This is a genomic window from Streptomyces sp. NPDC047028 (assembly GCF_040644095.1).
In the GTDB taxonomy this organism is placed as follows: Bacteria; Actinomycetota; Actinomycetes; order Streptomycetales; family Streptomycetaceae; genus Streptomyces.
Map to the genome: position 1 here is coordinate 119,284 of NZ_JBEYVS010000016.1, position 19,519 is coordinate 138,802.

Sequence of the window (19,519 nt, forward strand, 5' to 3'; positions counted from 1 at the left end):
TCCCCTTCCCCGACCTCCCTCCCCGAGACGGTGACACCATGGCCGGCACTCACACCCACCCGGACGCGCCCCGCGCCGGCGCCCGCCCGACCGCCCTGCCCCGCGTGGTGGCGGCGAGTCTGATCGGCACCACCATCGAGTGGTACGACTACTTCCTCTACGGCTCCGCGGCCGCACTCGTGTTCAGCAAAGTCTTCTTCCCGAACACCGATCCGCTCACCGGCACCCTCCTGTCGTTCCTCACCTACGCCATCGGCTTCGCCGCCCGGCCGCTCGGCGGGCTGTTCTTCGGCCACTTCGGCGACCGCATCGGCCGCAAGAGGCTCCTCGTGCTCAGCCTGCTGCTGATGGGCTGCGCCACCACCCTGATCGGCCTCGTCCCCGGCTACGACACCATCGGCGTCGCCGCACCGGTCCTGCTCACCGTGCTGCGCCTCGTCCAGGGATTCGCGGTCGGCGGCGAGTGGGGCGGCGCCGTCCTGCTCGTCTCCGAGCACGGCGACCCGCGCCGCCGCGGCTTCTGGGCCTCCTGGCCGCAGGGCGGGGCGCCCGCCGGCAACCTCCTCGCCGTCGGCGTGCTGTCGTTCATGACCAGCGTCCAGTCCGACTCCGCGTTCGTGGCCTGGGGCTGGCGCATCCCCTTCCTGCTCTCGGCGGTGCTGGTGGGCGTCGGGCTGTGGATCCGGCTGCGGGTCGACGAGTCCCCGCTGTTCAAGGAGGCACAGGCACGGGCCGAGGCCCGCCGCGCCGAGACCAAGGCCGAACAGACGCCCCTGCTCGCCGTGTTGCGCCACCACTGGCGGGACGTGCTGGTCGCCATGGGCGCCCGGATGGCCGAGAACATCTCCTACTACGTGATCACCACATTCGTCCTCGCCTACTGCGTCGACCACCTGGGACTGGGCAAACAGACGGCACTGAACGCCGTCCTGATCGGCTCCGCCATCCAGTTCTGCCTGATCCCGCTGTTCGGCGCCCTGTCGGACCGCATCGGCCGCAAGCCCGTCTACCTCGTCGGGGCGGTCGGCGTCGGCGCCTGGTCCTGGGCCTTCTTCGGTCTGCTGGACACCAGGTCGTTCCCCGAACTGGTACTCGCCGTCACCGTCGGCCTGGTCTTCCACAGCGCCATGTACGCCCCGCAGGCCGCGTTCTTCTCCGAACTGTTCGCCACCCGGATGCGGTACTCGGGTGCCTCCATCGGCGCCCAGTTCGCCTCGGTGGCCGCCGGCGCGCCCGCACCGCTGATCGCCGTCGCCCTGATCAAGTCGTACGGCGACTCCACGCCGATCTCGGTCTATGTCACGATGGCCGCGGTCCTGACCGTCGTCGCCCTGCTGTGCGCCCGTGAGACACGGGGCCGCGACCTGGCCGCCGTCGACGGTGAGGCGGAGCCGGCGCACGAGGTCCGGCCGAACGAAGTCCGACCAGTGAACCAGTGACCGAGTGATCGAGCGACGCCGGTGAGTGAAGTCCGATGACCGAGAAGCCCTCCGCCGAGTCCGCCGGGTCCGCCGACTCCACCGGGTCCGGCAGGTCTGCCGGGACCGCGGGAACCAGCAGCGCCGGGTCCGTCGCGCACGCCATGCGGCGGCTGGTGGAACTGCTCGCGGAGGGCGCCCCGGACGAGGACATCACCGCCGTGCACGTCCGGGCCCGCGCCGCCGGCGCGGGCCCGGACGATCTCGCGGAGCTGGAGGCCGCCGTCGCCTCGGCCCTCCGGGTGCGCCGGGCGCTCAGGCAGCACCGGCGCCGGGAGGCCGAGCTGACCGCACTCTTCGAGACGGCCGGCGACCTGGCCGGGCTGCGCGACCTCGACGACGTCCTGCAGTCCATCGTGCGCCGGGCCAGAATGCTGCTCGGCACCGACACCGCCTATCTGACCCTGCCGGACGAGCGGGCCGGGGACACCTACATGCGGGTCACCGACGGCTCGGTCTCCCCGCTGTTCCAGAATCTCCGGCTCAGCCTCGGCGAGGGCCTCGGCGGGCTGGTCGCCCAGACGACCCAGCCGTACGCCAGCCCCGACTACGGCACCGACCCGCGCTTCCTGCACACCGAGACCATCGACGCGGGCGTGCGGGAGGAAGGGCTGGTCGGCATCCTCGGCGTGCCGCTGCTGCTGGGCTCCAGCTCGGCGGAGGGCGGCAAGGTGATCGGCGTGCTGTTCGCCGCGGACCGCCGGCCACGCACGTTCACCCCGGACGAGACCGCCCTGCTCTGCTCGCTGGCCGCGCACGCGGCGATCGCCATCGACACCGCCCGCGCCCTCGCCGACACCCGCGCGGCCCTGGCCGACCTGGCCGAGGCCAACGCCGTCATCCGGGAGCACTCGTCCGCGATGCAGCGCACCGAGGAGGCCCACGACCGGCTCACCGACCTGGTGCTGCGCGGCGGCGCCGCCGGCGAGATCGCCGCCGCCGTCGGCGAACTCCTCGGCTGTGCCATCGCCATCATCGACCCCACCGGCCACCGCATGGCCCAGGCCGGCGACGGCCCCGAACTCGGCCTCGACGACCTCGCCGAGGCCGTCGCCGAGTCCCGGGCCGCCGCCCGCGCGGTCCCGCTCGGCGACCACTGGGTGTGCGCCGTCCTCGCCGGGCCGGAACTCCTCGGCAGCCTCGTGGCGCTCGACCGCCCGGCCCTGGAGGACTCCGACCGGCGCCTGTTCGAACGCGCCGGCGTGGTCACCGCACTGCTGCTCCTGCTGCGCCGGACGGTCACCGAGACGGAGAACCGGATCCGCGGCGAGCTGCTCACCGAGGTCCTCACCGCCGCCCACCGCGACCCCGCCGGACTCGTCGACCGCGGCCGGCGGCTCGGCACCGACCTGGAGCACCCGCACCTCGTGCTCGTCGCCCAGGCCCCGGCCCGGACCCGGTCCAAGCTGTCCGCTGCCGCCGCCCAGCACCTCTTCGGCCGGGGCGGGATCAGCGCCGAGCACGACGAGACCACGGTGATCCTGCTGCCGTACGACGGCCCCGACGCGGCCGGTGCCGACCCGGCCGGGGTGGCGCGCACGACCGCCGGCCGGCTGACGTACCTCGTCGGCGCCCCGGTGACGGTCGCCGCGTCCGGACCGGCGTCCGGCCCGGCCGCGCTGGCCGCCGCCCACGCCGAGGCCCGCCGCTGCCTGCGGGCCATGGGAGTCCTGGGCCGCACCGGCGAGGGCGCGTCCGCCGCCGAACTCGGCTTCCTCGGCGTGCTGCTGGGCGAGGGGCACGACGTACGCCGCTTCGTGCACTCCGTGCTCGGCCCGCTGCTGGAGTACGACGCCCAGCGGGGGACGGACCTGGTCCGTACCCTCCAGGCCTACTTCGACTGCGGGGCCAGCCTGACCCGCGCCAAGGACGACCTGCACATCCACGTCAACACCGTGGTGCAGCGCCTGGACCGCATCGGCTCCCTGCTCGGCCCCGGCTGGAACGAGCCGGACCGGGCGTTGGAGCTACAACTGGCCCTGAAGCTCAACCTGTTGACCGTGTAGCGCGCAAGGGCCCGGAGGAGACTCCGGGCCCCGAAGTGTTTGCGGCACCCGGCGGTGGTGCCGCCCCTACCGTGCTGTGCCGCGGAGGCGTTCCGGCAGCCGGGCGATGCCGCCGGGCAGCAGGTGGACGACGGCGACGAACAGTGCGCCGAGCAGGAACAGCGGCTGGGAGAGCGGCACCCGCAGGACCGGCGGCAGACCGGCGATCGCGTCCGAACCGGCGAGGTCGCCGAGGCGCTGGTCGGCCCAGGTGTAGAGCAGGCCGCCGATCAGCGGGCCCCAGCGGCTGCCGGAGCCGCCCAGCACCACCATCACCAGCAGGGACAGCGTGAAGTCGGAGGTGGTGGTCTGCGGGGTCGCGCCGCCGGTCAGCAGCAGGTACACGATCCCGCCGAGGGCGGCGAGCGTGCCCGACAGGACGAACGCGGTCAGCTTGAAGCCGTAGGGGCGCAGGCCCAGGACGTCCACCCGGCGTTCGTTCTCCCTGATGCCCTCCCAGACCCGGCCGGTCGGCGAGTGGGTCGCCCAGTGCACGACGGCGAGCGTCAGCACGAGGTAGCCGAGCGCGATCCAGTACAGGTTCGCGGTGTGGCCGATGCCGACCAGCCAGTCCGGCAGCCGCTCCGCCGGTGCCGCGAGTCCCTCCTCGCCGCCGGTCAGCGAACCGGGGTTCCGGGCCACCAGGATCGAACCGGCCTGCGCGAACGCGAGCGTCACCATCGAGAACCCGATCCCGGTCACCCGGAGGCTCACCGAGCCCAGCAGCACCGCGAGCAGCGCCCCGGACACCAGCCCGAGCACCGCCGCCACGCCGAGCGGCAGCCCGCCACTGACCATCAGGACGGCGGTGAGGTAGGCGCCGGCGGCGAAGTACAGGGCGTGACCGAAGGACAGCAGACCTGTACGGCCGAGCAGCAGGTCGTAGCCGGTCGCGACGGCCGCGAACACCAGGCACTGGCCGAGCAGTTGCAGGTTGCCCGGGCTGCCGATCGGCCCGTCGAGCAGACCCGGCAGGGGCAGCGCGCTGTACGGCGCGGCGAACAGCAGCGCCAGGAGCACGGCGGGCCACCAGCGGGTGATCCGGCGGTACGGCGGCTCTCCGGCGGCGTGCGCGGTCGGCGCCGCCGGCCGGTCGGTGAGCTGGGTGCTGGTCATGCGAGTCTCCCCGTGAGTCCGTGCGGCCGGACGAGCAGGACGACGGCGAGCAGGACGACGACCGACAGGTCGCCGAGCCCACCGGCCGCGTAGTAGTTGGCGAACTGCTGGACCAGCCCCACCACCAGGGCGGCGACGGCGGCACCGGTGACCGAGCCCATCCCGCCGGTGACCACGACGACGAAGGCGAAGACCAGCAGTGAGGTGCCCTGGCCCGGCGAGACCGAGCCGAAGTACAGGCCGCCGAGCGCCCCCGCGAGGGCGGCGGCCGCGCCGCCGATCGCGAAGACCAGCGTGAACGCCGTGCGGACGTCGGTGCCGAGCGCGGTCACCATGGCCCGGTCCTCGACCCCGGCCCGCACCACCAGCCCGTGCCGGGTACGGCCGAGGAACACCTTCAGCGCGACGAGGACGACCAGGGCCGCGCCGACCAGCACGAACCGGTTGGTGGGGATCCGGGCGCCGAGCAGGGCCACCGTGCCGGACAGCGCCCTCGGCCCGGGGAAGGTCCGGGCGTCGGCACTCCAGATGCCGGACAGCAGCGCGGGGACGGCGAGCCCCACCCCGACCGTGGCGAGGATCTGCTCGCGCGGCCGGTCGTACAGCGGGCGGACGACGGCCAGTTCGAGCACGACGGCCGCCACGGTGCCGACGGCCGTGCCGAACACGACCGCGAGGGCGAACCCGGCGCCGCCGGATCCCGCGCCGGGCAGGTGACCGGACGCGGCCCACCAGGTGGCGTAGGCGCCGACCGACAGCAGGGCGCCGTGCGCGAAGTTCAGCACGTCCATCAGGCCGAAGATCAGCGACAGCCCGGAGGCGACCAGGAAGTACAGCGCACCGAGCCCGAGCCCGGTGGCGGTGAGCAGCACGATCGTGGCCATCAGCGTTCCTCTCCCGCGTCCGGCCGGCCGGCGCCGGGGGACGACGTGCCGGCGGGGGTCTGTCGTCTGCCGACGCCGAGGAGGCGGCGCGTGGCCTCCGGGTCCGACAGCAGGTCGGGGGCCGGTCCGCGGTGCACGGTGCGGCCGTCGGCCAGGACCACGCAGGTCCCGGCGAGGCGGCGGACCAGGGCCAGGTTCTGCTCGACGAGCAGCACGGGCACGGCCCCGGCCGCCCGTTCCAGGGCGTGGGCGACCTCGGCGACGACCTTCGGTGAGAGCCCCTTGGTCGGCTCGTCCGCGATGATCAGCCGGTTGCCGTTCAGCAGCGTGCGCGCGATGGCGACCATCTGCTGCTGGCCGCCCGACAGCGTGCCGGCCGACTGCCGCCCCCTGCGCAGCAGTTCGGGGAACAGCTCGTACACCGTGTCGTAGTCGGGCGGGCCGGCCCCCGGGCGTTCGGCCAGCCGCAGGTTCTCGGTCACGGTCAGGGCGGCGAAGACACCGCGGTCCTCCGGGGCGTAGCCGATGCCGCGGCGCACCAGGGCGTGGGTGCTCAGCGCGGTGGTCTCCGTGCCGTCCAGGAGCACGCTGCCGGTGCGCGGGACCAGACCGAGGATCGCGCGCACGGTGGTGGTCTTGCCGGCGCCGTTGCGGCCCAGCAGAGCGGTGACGCCGTGCGCGGGGACGTCCAGGTCCACGTCGTGCAGGATGTGCCGCCCGCCGATGACGACGCGCAGGTCACGTACCGTCAGCAGGCTCACAGCGCCTCCCCGAGGTAGGCCCGCTGCACCGTCGGGTCGGCCATGACGCGGTCCGGGGTGTCCACGGCGAGCAGGGTGCCGTGGTGCATGACGGCGACCCGGTCGGCGAGCCCCAGCAGGACGTCCATGTGGTGCTCGACCATGAGCACGGTCCGGCCCTCGTCGCGGTGCAGCGAGCCGATCAGCTCGGTGAGCGGGGGCACTTCCTCGGCGCTGACCCCGGCCATCGGCTCGTCCAGCAGCATCACCCGGGGGTCGCCGACGAGGAGCACGGCGAGTTCCAGCTTGCGTTTCTCCCCGTGGGAGAGGGAGCCGGCCCGCGCGTGCTCGCGGCCCCGCAGCCCGGTGCGCTCCAGGATCCGGTCCACCTGCCCGTCGTAGCGGCCGGCGCGCCGCCAGATCCGGTAGGAGCCGCCCCCGGCGGCCTGGGCGGCCAGCCGGACGTGGTCGGCGACCGTCATCCCCGGCCAGAGGCTGGAGGTCTGGAAGGTGCGGCCGAGACCGAGCCGGGCGCGGGCGTGCCGGGGCCGGGCGGTGAGGTCGGTGCCGTCGAGTTCGATCCGGCCCGCGCTCACCGGCGCCAACCCGCTGATCAGGTTGAACAGGGAGGTCTTTCCCGCGCCGTTGGGCCCGATGAACGCGAGGAACTCGCCCTCACGGACGTCCAGGGTGACGTTCTCGACGATGGTGGCCCCGCCCACCGTCCAGCCGAGACCGGCCAGCCGCAGCAGGGCGGGGGAGCCGGTCGCGCCGGTCGCGTGGTCCCGGCCGCGGTCGGCGGGGTGTGCCGCTGTCCTTGGGGTCATCGGGGTGGTCACCCCTCAGCCCTTCATGTGCTGGACGGGCGGGGCCACCTTCGCGGCCGGCTCGGTGGCCATCAGCACCGGCTTGCCCTTGGTGAGCCGGGCCCGGAACATCGGCTGCAGCAGGGCGTGGTCCGCGGCGCGGATCTGCTCGTGCCCCTTGGGCCCGTCGAACGACCAGCCCTGAAGCGCCTTCACCATGGCCGAGGTGTCGTCGGCGGACCCGGCCGCGATGGCGTGCACGATCATCTGCGCCGCGGTGAACCCGTCGGGGCTGAACAGGTCGGGGGTGCCGCCGGCCTTGGTCACCCCGTTGATCATCGCCTCCTCGACCGGGTTCTTGCCCCCCGCGCCGGGGAAGTAGTGGGCGAGGAACGCCACCTTGTCCGCGCCGGGCCCGAACGCCGAGTACGACGCCGTACCCGCCAGCCCCGTCACCACCTTGCTCGAATCCAGCACGCCCTGCTGGTCCAGGGCGGTCCACAGCGCCGACGCGGTGGACCCGGCCCAGGCGACGAACACCAGGTCGGGCGCGCCCGCCTTGGTCTGCCGGGCGAAGGGGGTGAGGTCGGTGGCGCTGGGCGGGGCCAGAACCGAGCCGACCTCGGCGCCCTTCGCCCCGAGCACCGCCTTCACCGCGGCCACGTTGGCCTGCCCGAAGGTGCTGTCCTGGGCGAGCACGGTGATCTTCTTGCCCTTGAGGGAGCCCAGCATCGTGCCGGCCGTGAGGATGTCCTGGTACGACTGCCGTCCGGAGCGGAACGTGTAGCGGTTGATCCCGGTGACGGCGTCGGTCGCGGCGGCCCCGCTGATGTACAGGGCGTGGTTCTGCGCGGCCAGCGGCGCCATCTGCAGGGCGACACCGGAGTCGGTGGTGCCGGCCAGGATCCTGTACCCCTTGCCGATCAGGTCCTTGCCCTCGGCCACCGCCTTGGCCGGGTCGCCGGCGTCGTCCTGGTAGGTGACCTCGACGCGTCGGCCGTGCACCTTGCCGGTGCCGTGGGTGGCGTAGTCCAGGCCGGCCTTGAAGCCCTGCGCGTACTGGGCGCCGTAGGAGGCGAGCAGCCCGGTGCGGGAGTAGACAACGCCGACCTTCACCGGGTCCGAGGAGCCGTGGGAGCCGCCCGAACCGGCCGTGCCAGCCGCCGAGCAGCCGGCCAGCAGGGCCACCGCGGCCAGGGCGGAGACGGCGGACAGGGCGGAGGGGGCGGCCGGGGCGGACGGGGCGGAGCGGGGAGCGCGTCTCAGGACGCCGGTGCTGTGGGAACGGGGAGAACGAGGGGACCGCATGGTGAAGCTCCTGGTTCGACGGGCCACTTGACGGGGGGTGAGGGAGTGAGGGGGTCATGGGGGGTGATGGCCCCCTGAACCTAGGAGCGGCACCGGGACGCCGGTATGTGGCCGCGCCCCGTATCCCGGCCCGGTTCCATGGCGGCGGCCGACATGGACAGTGCCGCCGCCGCTGGCGAGGGTGGCAGCGCCGGGACCCGACACGAGGCCCGGCACGCGTCCCCCGGGACCGGACGGAAAGGCAACGCATGGACAAGGTGGCGACATCGGCAGGGCGGGCGGTCGCGGACATCCCCGACGGGAGCACCCTCGCGGTCGGCGGATTCGGGCTGTGCGGCATCCCGTCGACACTGATCGCCGCGCTGGCGCGGGCCGGCACCTCCGGCCTGGAGGTCGTGTCGAACAACTGCGGCGTCGACGACTGGGGTCTGGGGCTGCTGCTCCGCGCCGGCCGGATCACCCGCATGACCTCCTCGTACGTCGGCGAGAACAAGGAGTTCGCCCGCCAGTACCTCACCGGTGAACTGGAGGTGGAACTCACCCCGCAGGGCACCCTCGCCGAACGGTTGCGGGCCGGCGGCGCGGGCATCCCCGCCTTCTTCACCCCGGCCGGCGTCGGCACCCTCGTCGAGGAGGGCGGACTGCCCTGGCGGTACGGGCCCGACGGCGGCGTCGCGATCGGCTCCCCGGCCAAGGAGGTACGGGAGTTCGACGGCCGCCGCTACCTGCTGGAGCGCGCCATCACCGCCGACTACGCGCTCGTCCGCGCGCAGGCCGCCGACCGGCACGGCAACGCCGTCTTCCACGCGGCCGCCCGCAACTTCAACCCGCTGTGCGCGATGGCGGGCCGCACCACCCTGCTGGAGGCGGAGGAGATCGTCGAACCCGGCGAGATACCGCCGGACGCGGTGCACCTGCCGGGCATCTACGTGGACCGGATCGTCCTCGCAGACCCGGCCGACAAGCGCGTCGAACGCCGCACCGTCCGCGCCGCCCGCCCGGCCGCCACGGCCGCGACGACTACCGTGGCAGAGGAGAACTGACGATGGCCCTGACCCGCGACCAGCTCGCCGCCCGCGCCGCCCGCGAACTCTCCGACGGGAGTTACGTCAACCTCGGCATCGGCCTGCCCACGCTGATCCCCAGTCACCTCCCCGACGACATCCACGTCGTTCTGCACTCCGAGAACGGCATCCTCGGTGTCGGCGCCTACCCCGAGGAGGGCGACGAGCACCCGGACCTCATCAACGCCGGCAAGGAGACCGTCACGGTCCGGGCGGGAGCCGCCTGCTTCGACTCGGCCACCTCCTTCGGCATGATCCGCGCCGGACGCATCGACGTGTCCGTCCTCGGCGCCATGCAGGTGTCCGCCGGCGGTGACCTCGCCAACTGGATGATCCCGGGCCGGAGGGTCAAGGGCATGGGCGGTGCCATGGACCTCGTGCACGGCGCCCGCAAGGTCGTCGTGGTCATGGAGCACACCGCGAAGGACGGCTCCCCGAAGATCGTCGGCGAGTGCACGCTGCCCGTCACCGGACGCGGTGTCGTCGACAGGATCATCACCGACCTGGCGGTCATCGACGTCACCCCGGACGGACTGCACCTCGTCGAACTGGCACCCGGCACCAGCATCGAGGACGTCGTCGACGCCACGGACGCGCGCCTGCTCCTCCTGGACGCCGCGGAGGCCTGAGCGGCCGCGTGCCGCAGGGCGCCGGCGCGCGTCGCCGGGCGCCAATGGGTGCACCCCCCACAACTCCCCACCCAGCACTGGGTTTCCGTCACATGACGCGCACCCGGGGACGGGCGCCATCCTGGCCCCTCCCCACCGGACCCCACCCAGGAGTACACGATGACACTCCCCACGCGGCACCGCTCCCGGCGTGCCCGGCTGCGCGGCAGGATCACCGCACTCGCAGCCGGCCTCCTCCTGCCGCTCTCCGGGCTCGCCGCCGCCACGACGCCCGCTTCGGCCGCCCCGGGCCTCACCCAGGTCACCGGCTTCGGTTCCAACCCGGGCAGCCTGAACATGTACAGCTACCGGCCCGCCGGCATCCAGGACGGCGCGCCCCTCGTGGTCGCCCTGCACGGCTGCACCCAGAGCGCGAACGACTACTACACGCACTCCGGCTGGCCCAAGTACGCCGACCTGTACGGCTTCACGCTCGTCCTCCCCGAGCAGCCCTCGGTCTCCAATCCCATCAGCAACTGCTTCGACTGGGGCACCCCGTCCAACGACGGCCGGGACCAGGGCGAGGCCGAGTCCGTCCACCAGATGATCGAGTACGCGGAGAGCACGTACCACGTCGACCCGGCCCGGATCTACGTCACCGGCCTCTCCGCCGGCGGCGGCATGACCGCCGACCTGCTCGCCGACTACCCCGACGTCTTCGCCGCCGGTTCGATCGACTCCGGCCCGGCCGCCCAGTGCTCCACGACCGGCATCTTCAACACCAACTGCACGTCGGGCACGACGAGCAGGACCGTCCAGCAGTGGGGCGACCTGATCCGCGGCTCCCACCCCGGCTACGAGGGCCCCTGGCCCCGGGTGGCCATCTGGCAGGGCAGCTCCGACACCACCGTCAACCCGGCGGAGATGACGTACAGCATGAATGGCTGGACGAACGTCTGGGGCATCTCTCAGACCCCGTCCGGCACCCAGTCGCTGCCCGGCGACACCACCGAGCGGATCTACGCCGCCGCCGACGGCACCCCGGCAGTGGCCACGTTCTCCGTCTCCGGCATGCCGCACGGCCTCGCCGTCCACCCAGGCTCCGGCACCGACCAGTGCGGCACGACCGGCACCTACTACCCCGACGCCATCTGCTCCAGCTACTACACGGCCCACTTCTTCGGCCTCGACGGCACCACCGGCACCGGGCAGCCCGCGCCCACCGGCCTGAAGGTCACCGGCACCACGGCCGACTCGGCCGGCCTGAGCTGGAACGCCGTGCCGGACGCGGCGGGTTACGCGGTCTACCGCGACGGCACGAAGGTCACCGCCTCGGCCGTCACCGGCACGACGTACACCGACACCGGGCTCTCCTCGGGCACGGCCTACACGTACACCGTGGCGGCCGTCGACTTCTCCGGCCGGCCCGGCACCCCCTCACCGGGAGTCGTGGCCACCACGACCGGTGCGCCGGCGGACCAGTGCTTCACCGACAGCAACTACGGCCAGGTGGCGGCGGGACGTGCCCACCAGACCATGGGCACCACGTACGCCGACGGCTCCGGCCAGAACATGGGGCTCTACAACGTCTTCGTGCGGCACACCCTGCGCGAGACGTCACCCGGCTACTACGTCGTCGCCGACGGGCAGTGCTGACGGACTCGCCCACGACGGGCCCACGGTCTCCCGGCAGCGCGTCTCACACGCGGCCGGGAGTCCGCTCGGCCATCGGCTGCCCCAGCCGTCCCGGTGGGTCCCCCCGCCGGCTCGGGTGCCAGGTCCGTCGGGCAGCGCGACGGCGGGCCTGGTGGCGGCCCTCGTCCGGCAGTGCCCAGGCGCATGGTCAGCCGGTGACTTGGGCTGTCGCGCTCTGACCGGCCGGAACCGTGACGGTGACATAGCTGAAGGTCTTGCCGTCGACCGTGGTGGTCTGCGCGGTCCGGGACTGGCCGTTCACCGTGATGGCGCCGTGGTTGCCGGGGAACTGAGCCGTCCAGGTCGCGCTGCCGCTTCCGGAGGTGTTGGTGAGCTGAGACCTGGTGACGCCGTCGTGGCGTACCGTCAGCTTGTTCTGCCCCAGAGGGATGGAAGTGAGCTGGAGCCAGCCGATGTCGGTCGGCAACTGGGCCGTGGTGGTCAGCGACTTGCCCGAGTCGCTCGGTCGCACGCCCATCAGCCCCTGCAGGGTCTCCCGGTGGTTCGACTGCCCGGCCCTCGTGGAGAACGATGCCAACCTGGCCGCGGTCGCCGAACACTGGCGCGGCGCCGCACAGGACAGCGCCGACTTCATCCACCTGCTCATCGGGCACCGCACCGGCGCCGCCGTCGTGCTCGGTGGGCGTCTGCACCGCGGCCGGGCCGGAGCCGCGGGCGAGATCGCGGGACTGGCGATCCTCGGCTTGGACGGAACCGACCGCACCGCGCTGCGCGGCGGCGATGACGTCGCCCACGTCTTCACCGCGGCCGCCGAAGGCGAACCGTCCGCCGTGGAACGCGTCCACCACTTCGCCAGTACCTATGCGCTGGGAACCGCCGCCATGGTGCTGACGGTCAACCCAGACCTGGTCGTTGTCGGCGGTGGCATCTCTCGCGCCGGCGAGACCCTCACCGGACCGCTCCGCCGGTATTTGGAGGACCTCTGCATCGACCCGCCGGAGGTCCGCGTCTCGGAACTCGGTGTGGAGGCAGTGGCTCTCGGCGCGGTGCGGCTCGGACTCGACCGCAGCGACCGGGACCTGTTCGAGTTCCCGAGCTCCTACGACCCTTCGGTGCCCAGCGCCGTCCCGGCGGACAGAGCCCACACCACCGAAGCCACCAGCGCGTCTTCCTGACACCGCGCCGGACGGGCCGGACGCCCTCACCTGCGCTGCTGTCCCCGCGCCGGGCAGCACCTCGGTGCCTTCGGCTGATCAGTGGCGCCAGTGCGGGCTCGCCACGCTGAGGTGGTGCGCTGGAAAATCGCTGGTGCATCGTCGGATCGGGTGGCTAGGGTTGCGTTCGTTCCTGTGGCTGCTCCGTGCAGTTGCTGCTCGTGGTGTGACCTGGGAGGTGTTGACCGATGGCTGTCGTTGCGATGGGCGCTGCCCGCATCCGGAAGTTCATCAAGTCCACCTCCGTGGCCGCCGGCTGACCTCACCTCTTTTCGCGCCCATGTGCGCGGTGCCGGGGCCGCCCATGTGAAGGGTCACCCCTTGTCTTCCTCTTCTCTTTCGAGTTCGGCTTCCTCGCACCCGCTCGCCCCGTACGGCTGGGACGCGGGCTGGGAGTCCGAGTTCGCCCCGTACGCCGGGGAAGGCCTCCTGGCCGGCCGGGTCGTCCGGGTCGACCGTGGGCGGTGCGACGTCGTCACCGCCGGCGGGACCGTCCGCGCCGACACCGCGTTCGTCACCCCCCACGACCCGATGCGGGTCGTGTGCACCGGCGACTGGGTCGCCGTCGAACCCGGCGGCAACCCCCGCTATGTCCGCGCGTATCTGCCGCGCCGGACCGCGTTCGTGCGGTCCACCTCCTCCAAGCGGTCCGAGGGACAGATCCTCGCCGCCAACGTCGACCACGCCGTCGTCGCCGTGTCCCTCGCCGTCGAACTCGACCTCGGGCGCGTCGAACGGTTCCTGGCACTCGCCTGGGAATCCGGGGCGCAGCCCGTGGTCGTGCTGACCAAGGCCGACCTCGTCCCGGACCCGGTGACGCTGAGCCACCTCGTGGAGGACGTGGAGACGACCGCGCCGGGCGTGCCCGTGCTCACCGTCAGCGCCCTGCACGGGGACGGACTCGACGTCCTCGCCTCGCTGGCCGGCTCCGGCACGACCGTGCTGCTGGGACAGTCCGGCGCCGGCAAGTCGACTCTCGCCAACGCCCTCGTCGGCGAGGACGTCATGGACGTGCGGGCGGCGCGGGACGTCGACGGCAAGGGCCGGCACACCACCACCACCCGCAATCTGCTCGCCCTGCCCGGCGGGGGCGTGCTGATCGACACCCCCGGGTTGCGGGGCGTCGGCCTGTTCGACGCCGAGACCGGGGTCGGGCAGGTGTTCTCCGAGATCGAGGAACTGGCCGGGCGGTGCCGGTTCCAGGACTGCGGGCACGAGAGCGAGCCCGGCTGCGCGGTGGCCGCCGCCGTGGAGAACGGCGAGCTTCCGGTACGGCGGCTGGAGAGCTACCGCAAGCTCGTCCGGGAGAACCAGTGGATCGTCGCCAAGACCGACGCCCGGGTCCGCGCCGAACTGCGCAAGGACTGGAAGCGGAAGGGGGCGGAGGGCCGCGCGGCGATGCAGGCCAAGCGGGGCCGCTGGAGCTGAGGCCGGGCCGGCCCGTTCGGTGTGGGCCTCCGCGTCCCCTCCCGGGAAGGGGACGCGGAGGATTGCGTGTCCGATTTCCGCCAGCCGGTTCTCGCCGCCCGTTCCACACTGGAGGCGTGATGATGGACGCGGACAGCGGATACGAAGCCGTACGGAGCCGGGACGGGCGCTTCGACGGGGCGTTCTTCTTCGGCGTGACCACCACCGGGATCTACTGCCGGCCCAGCTGCCCGGCGGTCACGCCGAAGCGGCTGAACGTGCGGTTCTTCGCGACGGCCGCCGCGGCGCAGGGTTCCGGGTTCCGTGCCTGCCGGCGCTGCCGGCCCGACGCGGTGCCCGGGTCCGCCGAGTGGAATGTCCGCGCGGACGTCGTCGGCCGGGCCATGCGGCTCATCGCCGACGGCGTCGTGGACCGCGAGGGCGTCGCCGGGCTCGCCCTCCGGCTCGGCTACAGCGCCCGCCAGGTCCAGCGGCAGCTGACCGCCGAACTCGGCGCCGGGCCCGTGGCCCTCGCCCGAGCCCAGCGGGCGCACACCGCCCGGGTGCTGCTGCAGACCACCGCCCTGCCCGTCACCGAGATCGCGTTCGCGTCCGGGTTCGCCAGCGTGCGGCAGTTCAACGACACCGTCCGCGCCGTGTACGACGCGACGCCGACCGAGGTGCGGGGCGCCGCGCCCGGCGGACGGGGCGCACGGCGGGCCGCCCCGGGCGCCGGCATTCCGCTGCGGCTCGCGTACCGGGGGCCGTACCAGACCGCCGCCGTCTTCGACCAGCTGGCGCTGGAGGCCGTACCGGGCGTCGAGGAGGTGCCCGGCGACACCGGCCGCCGTACCTACCGGCGCACCCTGCGACTGCCGTACGGCACCGCGCTCGTCGCCGTCGAGGAGCGTGGCGGGACGGAGCGGCCGGGCGGTGGCACCCGGCCGGGCGGCTGGCTGGACGCGCGGCTGCGGCTCACCGACCCGCGGGACCTCACGACCGCCGTACAGCGGCTGCGGCGGCTCTTCGACCTCGACGCCGACCCGTACGCCGTCGACGAGCGGCTCGGCGCCGACCCTCGCCTCGCACCACTGGTCGCCGCGCGGCCCGGACTCCGCTCACCGGGCGCCGTCGACCCGCTGGAGGCCGCCGTGAAGGTCCTGGCCGACCGGGACGAGGCCGAGCGGCTGGTCCGGCGCTACGGCAAGGCCCTCGACGCCCCCTGCGGCACCCTCACCCACCTCTTCCCCGAGCCCGCGGTCCTGGCCGAGGCCGAGCCGGCCGGCCCCCTCGGCACCCTCGCCGCGGCCCTCGCCGACGGCACGATACGACTGGATCCAGGCGCCGACCGAGAGGCCACAGAGCACTCCCTGCGCACCCTCCCCGGTCTCCCCCCAGCCGCCATCACCGCCCTCCGCATCCGCGCCCTGGCCGACCCCGACGTCCCCCCACTCGACAGCCCGGCTCCAGACACCTGGCGCCCGTGGCGCTCGTACGCCGCCCAGCACCTGCGGGTGGCTGACGCGGAAGGGAAGGCGGGGGAGCGGGCCGTCTGAGGCGAGACGGCTACCCGCAGCCCGCGATCAGGGGGCCGCCGCCGCGGAGCCCGAGATCCGCGAGCCCGCCGACCCGGAGCATGCCTTTCGGGGGCCGCCGTTCGGGAGCCGACTGCCCCAGAGCGCGCCGTTCGGGAGGCTGTTGTGCCCCGAGGCCCGCGATCCGAGAGCCCGCCGCCCCGGAACCCGTCGCCGGGGGCGCCGTTCGGGGGGCCGCCGCCGGGGAGCCCGCCGCCCCGAATCGCGTAGCCGGGTGGCGCCCTCAGGGGGCCGCCCCTTGAGAGCCCGCGACGCCGGATCGCCGTTCGGGAGCCCTTCGCCCGGGAGGCTGCCGCCCCGGGAGCCGTTGCTTCGGAGCCCGCCCAGTCGCCGGGGAGGGCCGTCACCTCGCGGAGGACCCCGTCCGGCGTGCAAGGAGGGCCGTCGCCGGCGTCCCGCCGCCGTGGCCCGCCCTCGGGAGTCTGCCGTCCCAGGGCCCCATCCGCCGCTCGCCGTCCCGGCATCCACCACCGCAGCCCCAGGCTCACTTCTCGCCGGCAGGGAGCCCCGCGGCCGGGAGCCCGGCGGCGCTGCTCCCTCGTTTTTGCTGGTCCGAGCGGGTGGAACCGGGGGTGGGTTCCGGTGTTGTGGCGTGGGTGTGTGGCACGGTCCTGTCCGGATGGGCAGTGGAAGGGCGGGCGCGTAGATGGTCAGGTTCGGGCGGGTCCTTGCGGCGGTTGTGCTGGGGGCGCTGACCGGGGCGTGGGCGAGTCCGGCGGGGGCTGAACCGGGCCCGGGGGCGCCCGTACCCGCCGGGCCCGTGCTCGCGGCCGCGGCCCTGGGCACGTCCGTGCCGGGCTCACGCGCCGTGGGCCGGCCGCTCGGGCCGGTCTGGAGCGGCAGCTGGGAGGCGGCGCCCTCCGGGGCGGCGGCCGTCGGGGCCGGTGTGGCCATCCGCAACGTCGTCCACCTCAGCGTCGGCGGTGCCTCGCTGCGGATCCGGCTCAGCAACCGCCTCGGCACCGCGCCGCTGCGGCTCGGCGCGGTCACCGTGGCGCTGCGCCGTACCGGCCCCGACGCCGTCCCCGGCACCCTGCGCCGGGCCACCTTCCTCGGCACCCCCACCACCACCGTCCCGCCCGGCCGGGATCTGCTCACCGACCCCGTCCGACTGCCCGTGCCGGCCGGTGCCGACCTGCTCGTCACCGTGTTCGTCCCCACCGACTGCGGTCCCGCCACCGACCACGGCACCGCCCTGCAGACCAGCTACCTCGCCCGGAACGGCGCCGGCCACGCCGCCGACGTGAACGGTGTGGCGTACACCGCGACCACCAGGCACTGGTACTACGTCACGGGTGTCGACGTGCACGGCACCGCACTCGGCAGCGTCGTCGCCTTCGGCGACTCCCTCACCGACGGCACCGGCTCCACCCCCGACACCAACCACCGTTGGCCCGACCGGCTCGCAGACCGCCTGCGCGCCCGGCGGATCGGCGTCCTCAACGCCGGCATCGGCGGCAACCGCCTGCTGCGGGACGACGTCGGACCGAGCGCCCTCGCCCGCCTGGACGCCGACGCCCTGAACCGGGCGGGGGCGCGGGTGCTGATCGTCTGGGAGGGCATCAACGACATCATCCGCGGCACCGCCGAGACGCCCGTCGCCGACGACTTCGCGGCCGCCTACCGCACCCTGGTGACCCGGGCCCACGCCGCCGGCCTCCGCGTCGTCGGCGTCACGCTCACCCCGTACGGTGGTCATCCCGCCCACACCCCCGCCCGGGAGGCGCTGCGACAGCGGGTCAACACCCTCATCCGGTACGGCGCGATCTTCGACGCGGTCGCCGACGCGGACGCCGCCGTACGCGACCCGGCCGACCCCCGGCGCATCCGGCCCGCCTACGACCCCGGCGACCACCTGCACTTCGACGACGCCGGCATGCTCGCGGTCGCCCGCGTCGTCGCCGACGCCCTGACGGGCTCCCGCTAGCCGGAGCCCGTCAGGCGCCCACCACCGCGCCCAGCCACGCACCCGCGATCAGCAGGCAGGCGAACAGCTCCGTCAGCGAGGCGGCGCCGCCCGACCGCATCGTCGTACGCAGCGAGGCCATGGCCGGGCCGTGACCGCCGAGGCGCCGGCGTTCGTGCAGGTAGATGCCGGCCAGGAAGCCCGGCAGGGCGCCGAGCACCGGGACCAGCAGGAAGCCGAGGAACGCGCCCGCACCTGCGTACGGCCCCAGGCCCGGCGGGGTGTCGCCCCGCGCCCGGGTGCGGCGCGGCGGCAACGCCCAGCGCACCGCCAGGGACAGCAGCAGCACCGCGGTGGCGCCGACCAGCACCCACCACGCCACCGGCCGCGCGTCCGACAGCGCCCACCACACGACCGCCGCCCACACCAGCCAGGCCCCGGGCAGACCCGGCACCAGCACCCCGCACACGCCGAGTGCGATCACCAGACCCACCAGCAGGAGTTCCCAGACTCCCATCTGCCCAGAGTGCCGGACGGCGTGGGAAGCCGCAGACCAAGGAGGGACGGCGGCCGGCGTACGCCCCCGTCTCACGCCCCCCGCGGGTTCTCCCGCGCCACCCAGCCCCGTTCATAGGCGTGCCAGCCGAGTTGCAGCCGGGTCGTCACCCCCGCCAGTTCCATCAGGCGCCGCACCCGGCGCTGCACGGTCCGCAGGCCGAGATCGAGCTGCTTCGCGACGCTCGCGTCGGTCAGCCCGGCCAGGAGCAGCGACAGCACCTCCAGGTCGGTCGGGTCCGGGGCATCGGGGCACTCCTCGGCCACCCCGGCCGCGCCCAGCCGCAGCGGCAGCGCCTCGCGCCACACCGACTCGAACAGCCCGGCCAGCAATTGCAGCAGCCCACTGGCGTGCACCACCAGCGCGGCCGGCTCGGCCGTCTTCGAGGTGAGCGGCACCAGGGCGAGGGAACGGTCGGCGACGACCAGCTTGGTCGGCACCCGGTCCGCCACCCGCACCTGCTCGTCCCGGTTCAGCGCGGCCGTCAGCTCGGTCAGCCCGTGCGGCAGGCCCAGCACCTCGCGCTCCACCACCACCCGGTAGCGCACCCCGCGGTCCGCCGCCTGCGCCTCCGCCTCGTTCTCCATGCCGGACACCACCACGGGCTTGCCCGTGACCAGCGCGCACACCTCCTCGGCGGCGCCCAGCTGCAACTGCAGGAACCGCTGGGCGACCGCGGAGGCGCCCGTCACCACCTCCACCAGGTCGTGCACCGCCGGCTCCGCCGCCGTCGCCCGGTACTCCTCGGCGAGCAGCGCCGCCGCCAGCTCCGCCTTCTCCAGCTCGTGCCGCTGCTGGGTCAGCAGCGCGCCGAGCGCCACGCCGGGCGGGGCCGCCACCCAGCGGTCGGGCCGCGCCGAGGACTGCGCGGCGAGGCCCTGCCGCTCCAGCCGGCGCAGCGCACGCTCGGTGTCGGACTCGCCCAGCGTCAGGCGCCGCGCCAGATCGGCGACGTCGGCGGCGCCCACGGACACCAGCGCCCGGTACGCCTCCTCGTGGACCTCGTCCAGCCCCAGCGCTGCCAGCATCAACTCGTCGCCCTCCCTCGACACCCCGCCCGGCGGCACCGCGCGATGCCCCCGGCGGTGACCGCGCCGTGGCGGAAAACAGCCACGGCGCAAACCCGCCTCAGGACA

Annotated in this window: 17 protein-coding genes; 9 read left to right on the forward strand and 8 right to left on the reverse strand. The window is 74.1% G+C overall.

What is annotated here, in order from left to right; genetic code table 11:
* Window positions 1-38 precede the first annotated feature (38 nt).
* The gene (locus ABZ854_RS16745) at window positions 39-1,439 is read left to right on the forward strand and encodes an MFS transporter (protein ID WP_361210693.1); all 1,401 of its coding nucleotides are present in this window, start codon (window positions 39-41) and stop codon (window positions 1,437-1,439) included.
* A gap of 143 nt (window positions 1,440-1,582) precedes the next feature.
* Window positions 1,583-3,484 (forward strand): GAF domain-containing protein, encoded by a 1,902-nt coding sequence (locus ABZ854_RS16750; protein WP_361210794.1) that lies wholly within the window; start codon window positions 1,583-1,585, stop codon window positions 3,482-3,484.
* Window positions 3,485-3,550: 66 nt separating this feature from the next.
* On the opposite strand, the gene ABZ854_RS16755 is transcribed toward ABZ854_RS16750, so the two are convergent.
* From ABZ854_RS16755 to ABZ854_RS16775, 5 genes are read right to left on the reverse strand one after another with little or no spacing between them, the layout of a single operon-like run.
* A complete protein-coding gene (locus ABZ854_RS16755) occupies window positions 3,551-4,639 on the reverse strand; it encodes a branched-chain amino acid ABC transporter permease (RefSeq protein WP_361210696.1) in 1,089 nt (362 codons plus the stop codon).
* The gene (locus ABZ854_RS16760; protein WP_361210699.1) at window positions 4,636-5,523 is read right to left on the reverse strand and encodes a branched-chain amino acid ABC transporter permease; all 888 of its coding nucleotides are present in this window, start codon (window positions 5,521-5,523) and stop codon (window positions 4,636-4,638) included. Before ABZ854_RS16760 ends, ABZ854_RS16755 begins: the two co-directional genes overlap by 4 nt.
* On the reverse strand, window positions 5,523-6,284 hold the full coding sequence (locus ABZ854_RS16765) for an ABC transporter ATP-binding protein (RefSeq protein WP_361210702.1): 762 nt from the start codon (window positions 6,282-6,284) through the stop codon (window positions 5,523-5,525). Before ABZ854_RS16765 ends, ABZ854_RS16760 begins: the two co-directional genes overlap by 1 nt.
* Entirely contained in the window at window positions 6,281-7,090 is an 810-nt protein-coding gene (locus tag ABZ854_RS16770; protein WP_361210705.1) for an ABC transporter ATP-binding protein, read from the reverse strand. The genes ABZ854_RS16765 and ABZ854_RS16770 overlap by 4 nt, the downstream gene beginning before the upstream one ends.
* 15 nt (window positions 7,091-7,105) lie before the next feature.
* The gene (locus tag ABZ854_RS16775; protein ID WP_361210708.1) at window positions 7,106-8,377 is read right to left on the reverse strand and encodes a substrate-binding domain-containing protein; all 1,272 of its coding nucleotides are present in this window, start codon (window positions 8,375-8,377) and stop codon (window positions 7,106-7,108) included.
* A 248-nt stretch (window positions 8,378-8,625) separates the two neighbouring features.
* On the opposite strand from ABZ854_RS16775, the gene ABZ854_RS16780 reads away from it, so the two are divergent.
* The 3 genes from ABZ854_RS16780 (at window position 8,626) to ABZ854_RS16790 (ending at window position 11,705) form a co-directional block, all read left to right on the forward strand.
* Entirely contained in the window at window positions 8,626-9,420 is a 795-nt protein-coding gene (locus tag ABZ854_RS16780; RefSeq protein WP_361210711.1) for a CoA transferase subunit A, read from the forward strand.
* Between the two features lie 2 nt (window positions 9,421-9,422).
* Window positions 9,423-10,070 carry a 3-oxoacid CoA-transferase subunit B gene (locus ABZ854_RS16785; protein ID WP_361210714.1) on the forward strand — a complete coding sequence of 216 codons (648 nt, stop codon included), beginning with the start codon at window positions 9,423-9,425 and terminating at the stop codon, window positions 10,068-10,070.
* A 159-nt stretch (window positions 10,071-10,229) separates the two neighbouring features.
* Window positions 10,230-11,705: a PHB depolymerase family esterase gene (locus tag ABZ854_RS16790; protein ID WP_361210717.1), complete on the forward strand. Its 1,476-nt coding sequence runs from the start codon at window positions 10,230-10,232 to the stop codon at window positions 11,703-11,705.
* A gap of 187 nt (window positions 11,706-11,892) precedes the next feature.
* On the opposite strand, the gene ABZ854_RS16795 is transcribed toward ABZ854_RS16790, so the two are convergent.
* On the reverse strand, window positions 11,893-12,222 hold the full coding sequence (locus ABZ854_RS16795) for a hypothetical protein (protein ID WP_361210802.1): 330 nt from the start codon (window positions 12,220-12,222) through the stop codon (window positions 11,893-11,895).
* Here ABZ854_RS16795 and ABZ854_RS16800 point away from each other — a divergent pair.
* From ABZ854_RS16800 to ABZ854_RS16815, 4 genes are all read left to right on the forward strand, one after another.
* Window positions 12,158-12,880: an ROK family protein gene (locus ABZ854_RS16800; RefSeq protein ID WP_361210720.1), complete on the forward strand. Its 723-nt coding sequence runs from the start codon at window positions 12,158-12,160 to the stop codon at window positions 12,878-12,880. The two genes, ABZ854_RS16795 and ABZ854_RS16800, sit on opposite strands and share 65 nt — an antisense overlap.
* A gap of 360 nt (window positions 12,881-13,240) precedes the next feature.
* Window positions 13,241-14,347: a ribosome small subunit-dependent GTPase A gene (gene rsgA, locus ABZ854_RS16805; protein WP_361210723.1), complete on the forward strand. Its 1,107-nt coding sequence runs from the start codon at window positions 13,241-13,243 to the stop codon at window positions 14,345-14,347.
* 122 nt (window positions 14,348-14,469) lie between these two features.
* Window positions 14,470-15,882, forward strand: coding sequence for an AlkA N-terminal domain-containing protein (locus tag ABZ854_RS16810; protein ID WP_361210796.1), 1,413 nt, complete (start codon window positions 14,470-14,472; stop codon window positions 15,880-15,882).
* A 799-nt stretch (window positions 15,883-16,681) separates the two neighbouring features.
* A complete protein-coding gene (locus ABZ854_RS16815; RefSeq protein ID WP_361210726.1) occupies window positions 16,682-17,848 on the forward strand; it encodes a GDSL-type esterase/lipase family protein in 1,167 nt (388 codons plus the stop codon).
* A 10-nt stretch (window positions 17,849-17,858) separates the two neighbouring features.
* Here ABZ854_RS16815 and ABZ854_RS16820 read toward each other — a convergent pair whose 3' ends face one another.
* The gene (locus ABZ854_RS16820; protein ID WP_361210729.1) at window positions 17,859-18,344 is read right to left on the reverse strand and encodes a DUF456 domain-containing protein; all 486 of its coding nucleotides are present in this window, start codon (window positions 18,342-18,344) and stop codon (window positions 17,859-17,861) included.
* 71 nt (window positions 18,345-18,415) lie between these two features.
* Window positions 18,416-19,411: a helix-turn-helix domain-containing protein gene (locus tag ABZ854_RS16825; protein WP_361210732.1), complete on the reverse strand. Its 996-nt coding sequence runs from the start codon at window positions 19,409-19,411 to the stop codon at window positions 18,416-18,418.
* Window positions 19,412-19,519 lie beyond the last annotated feature (108 nt).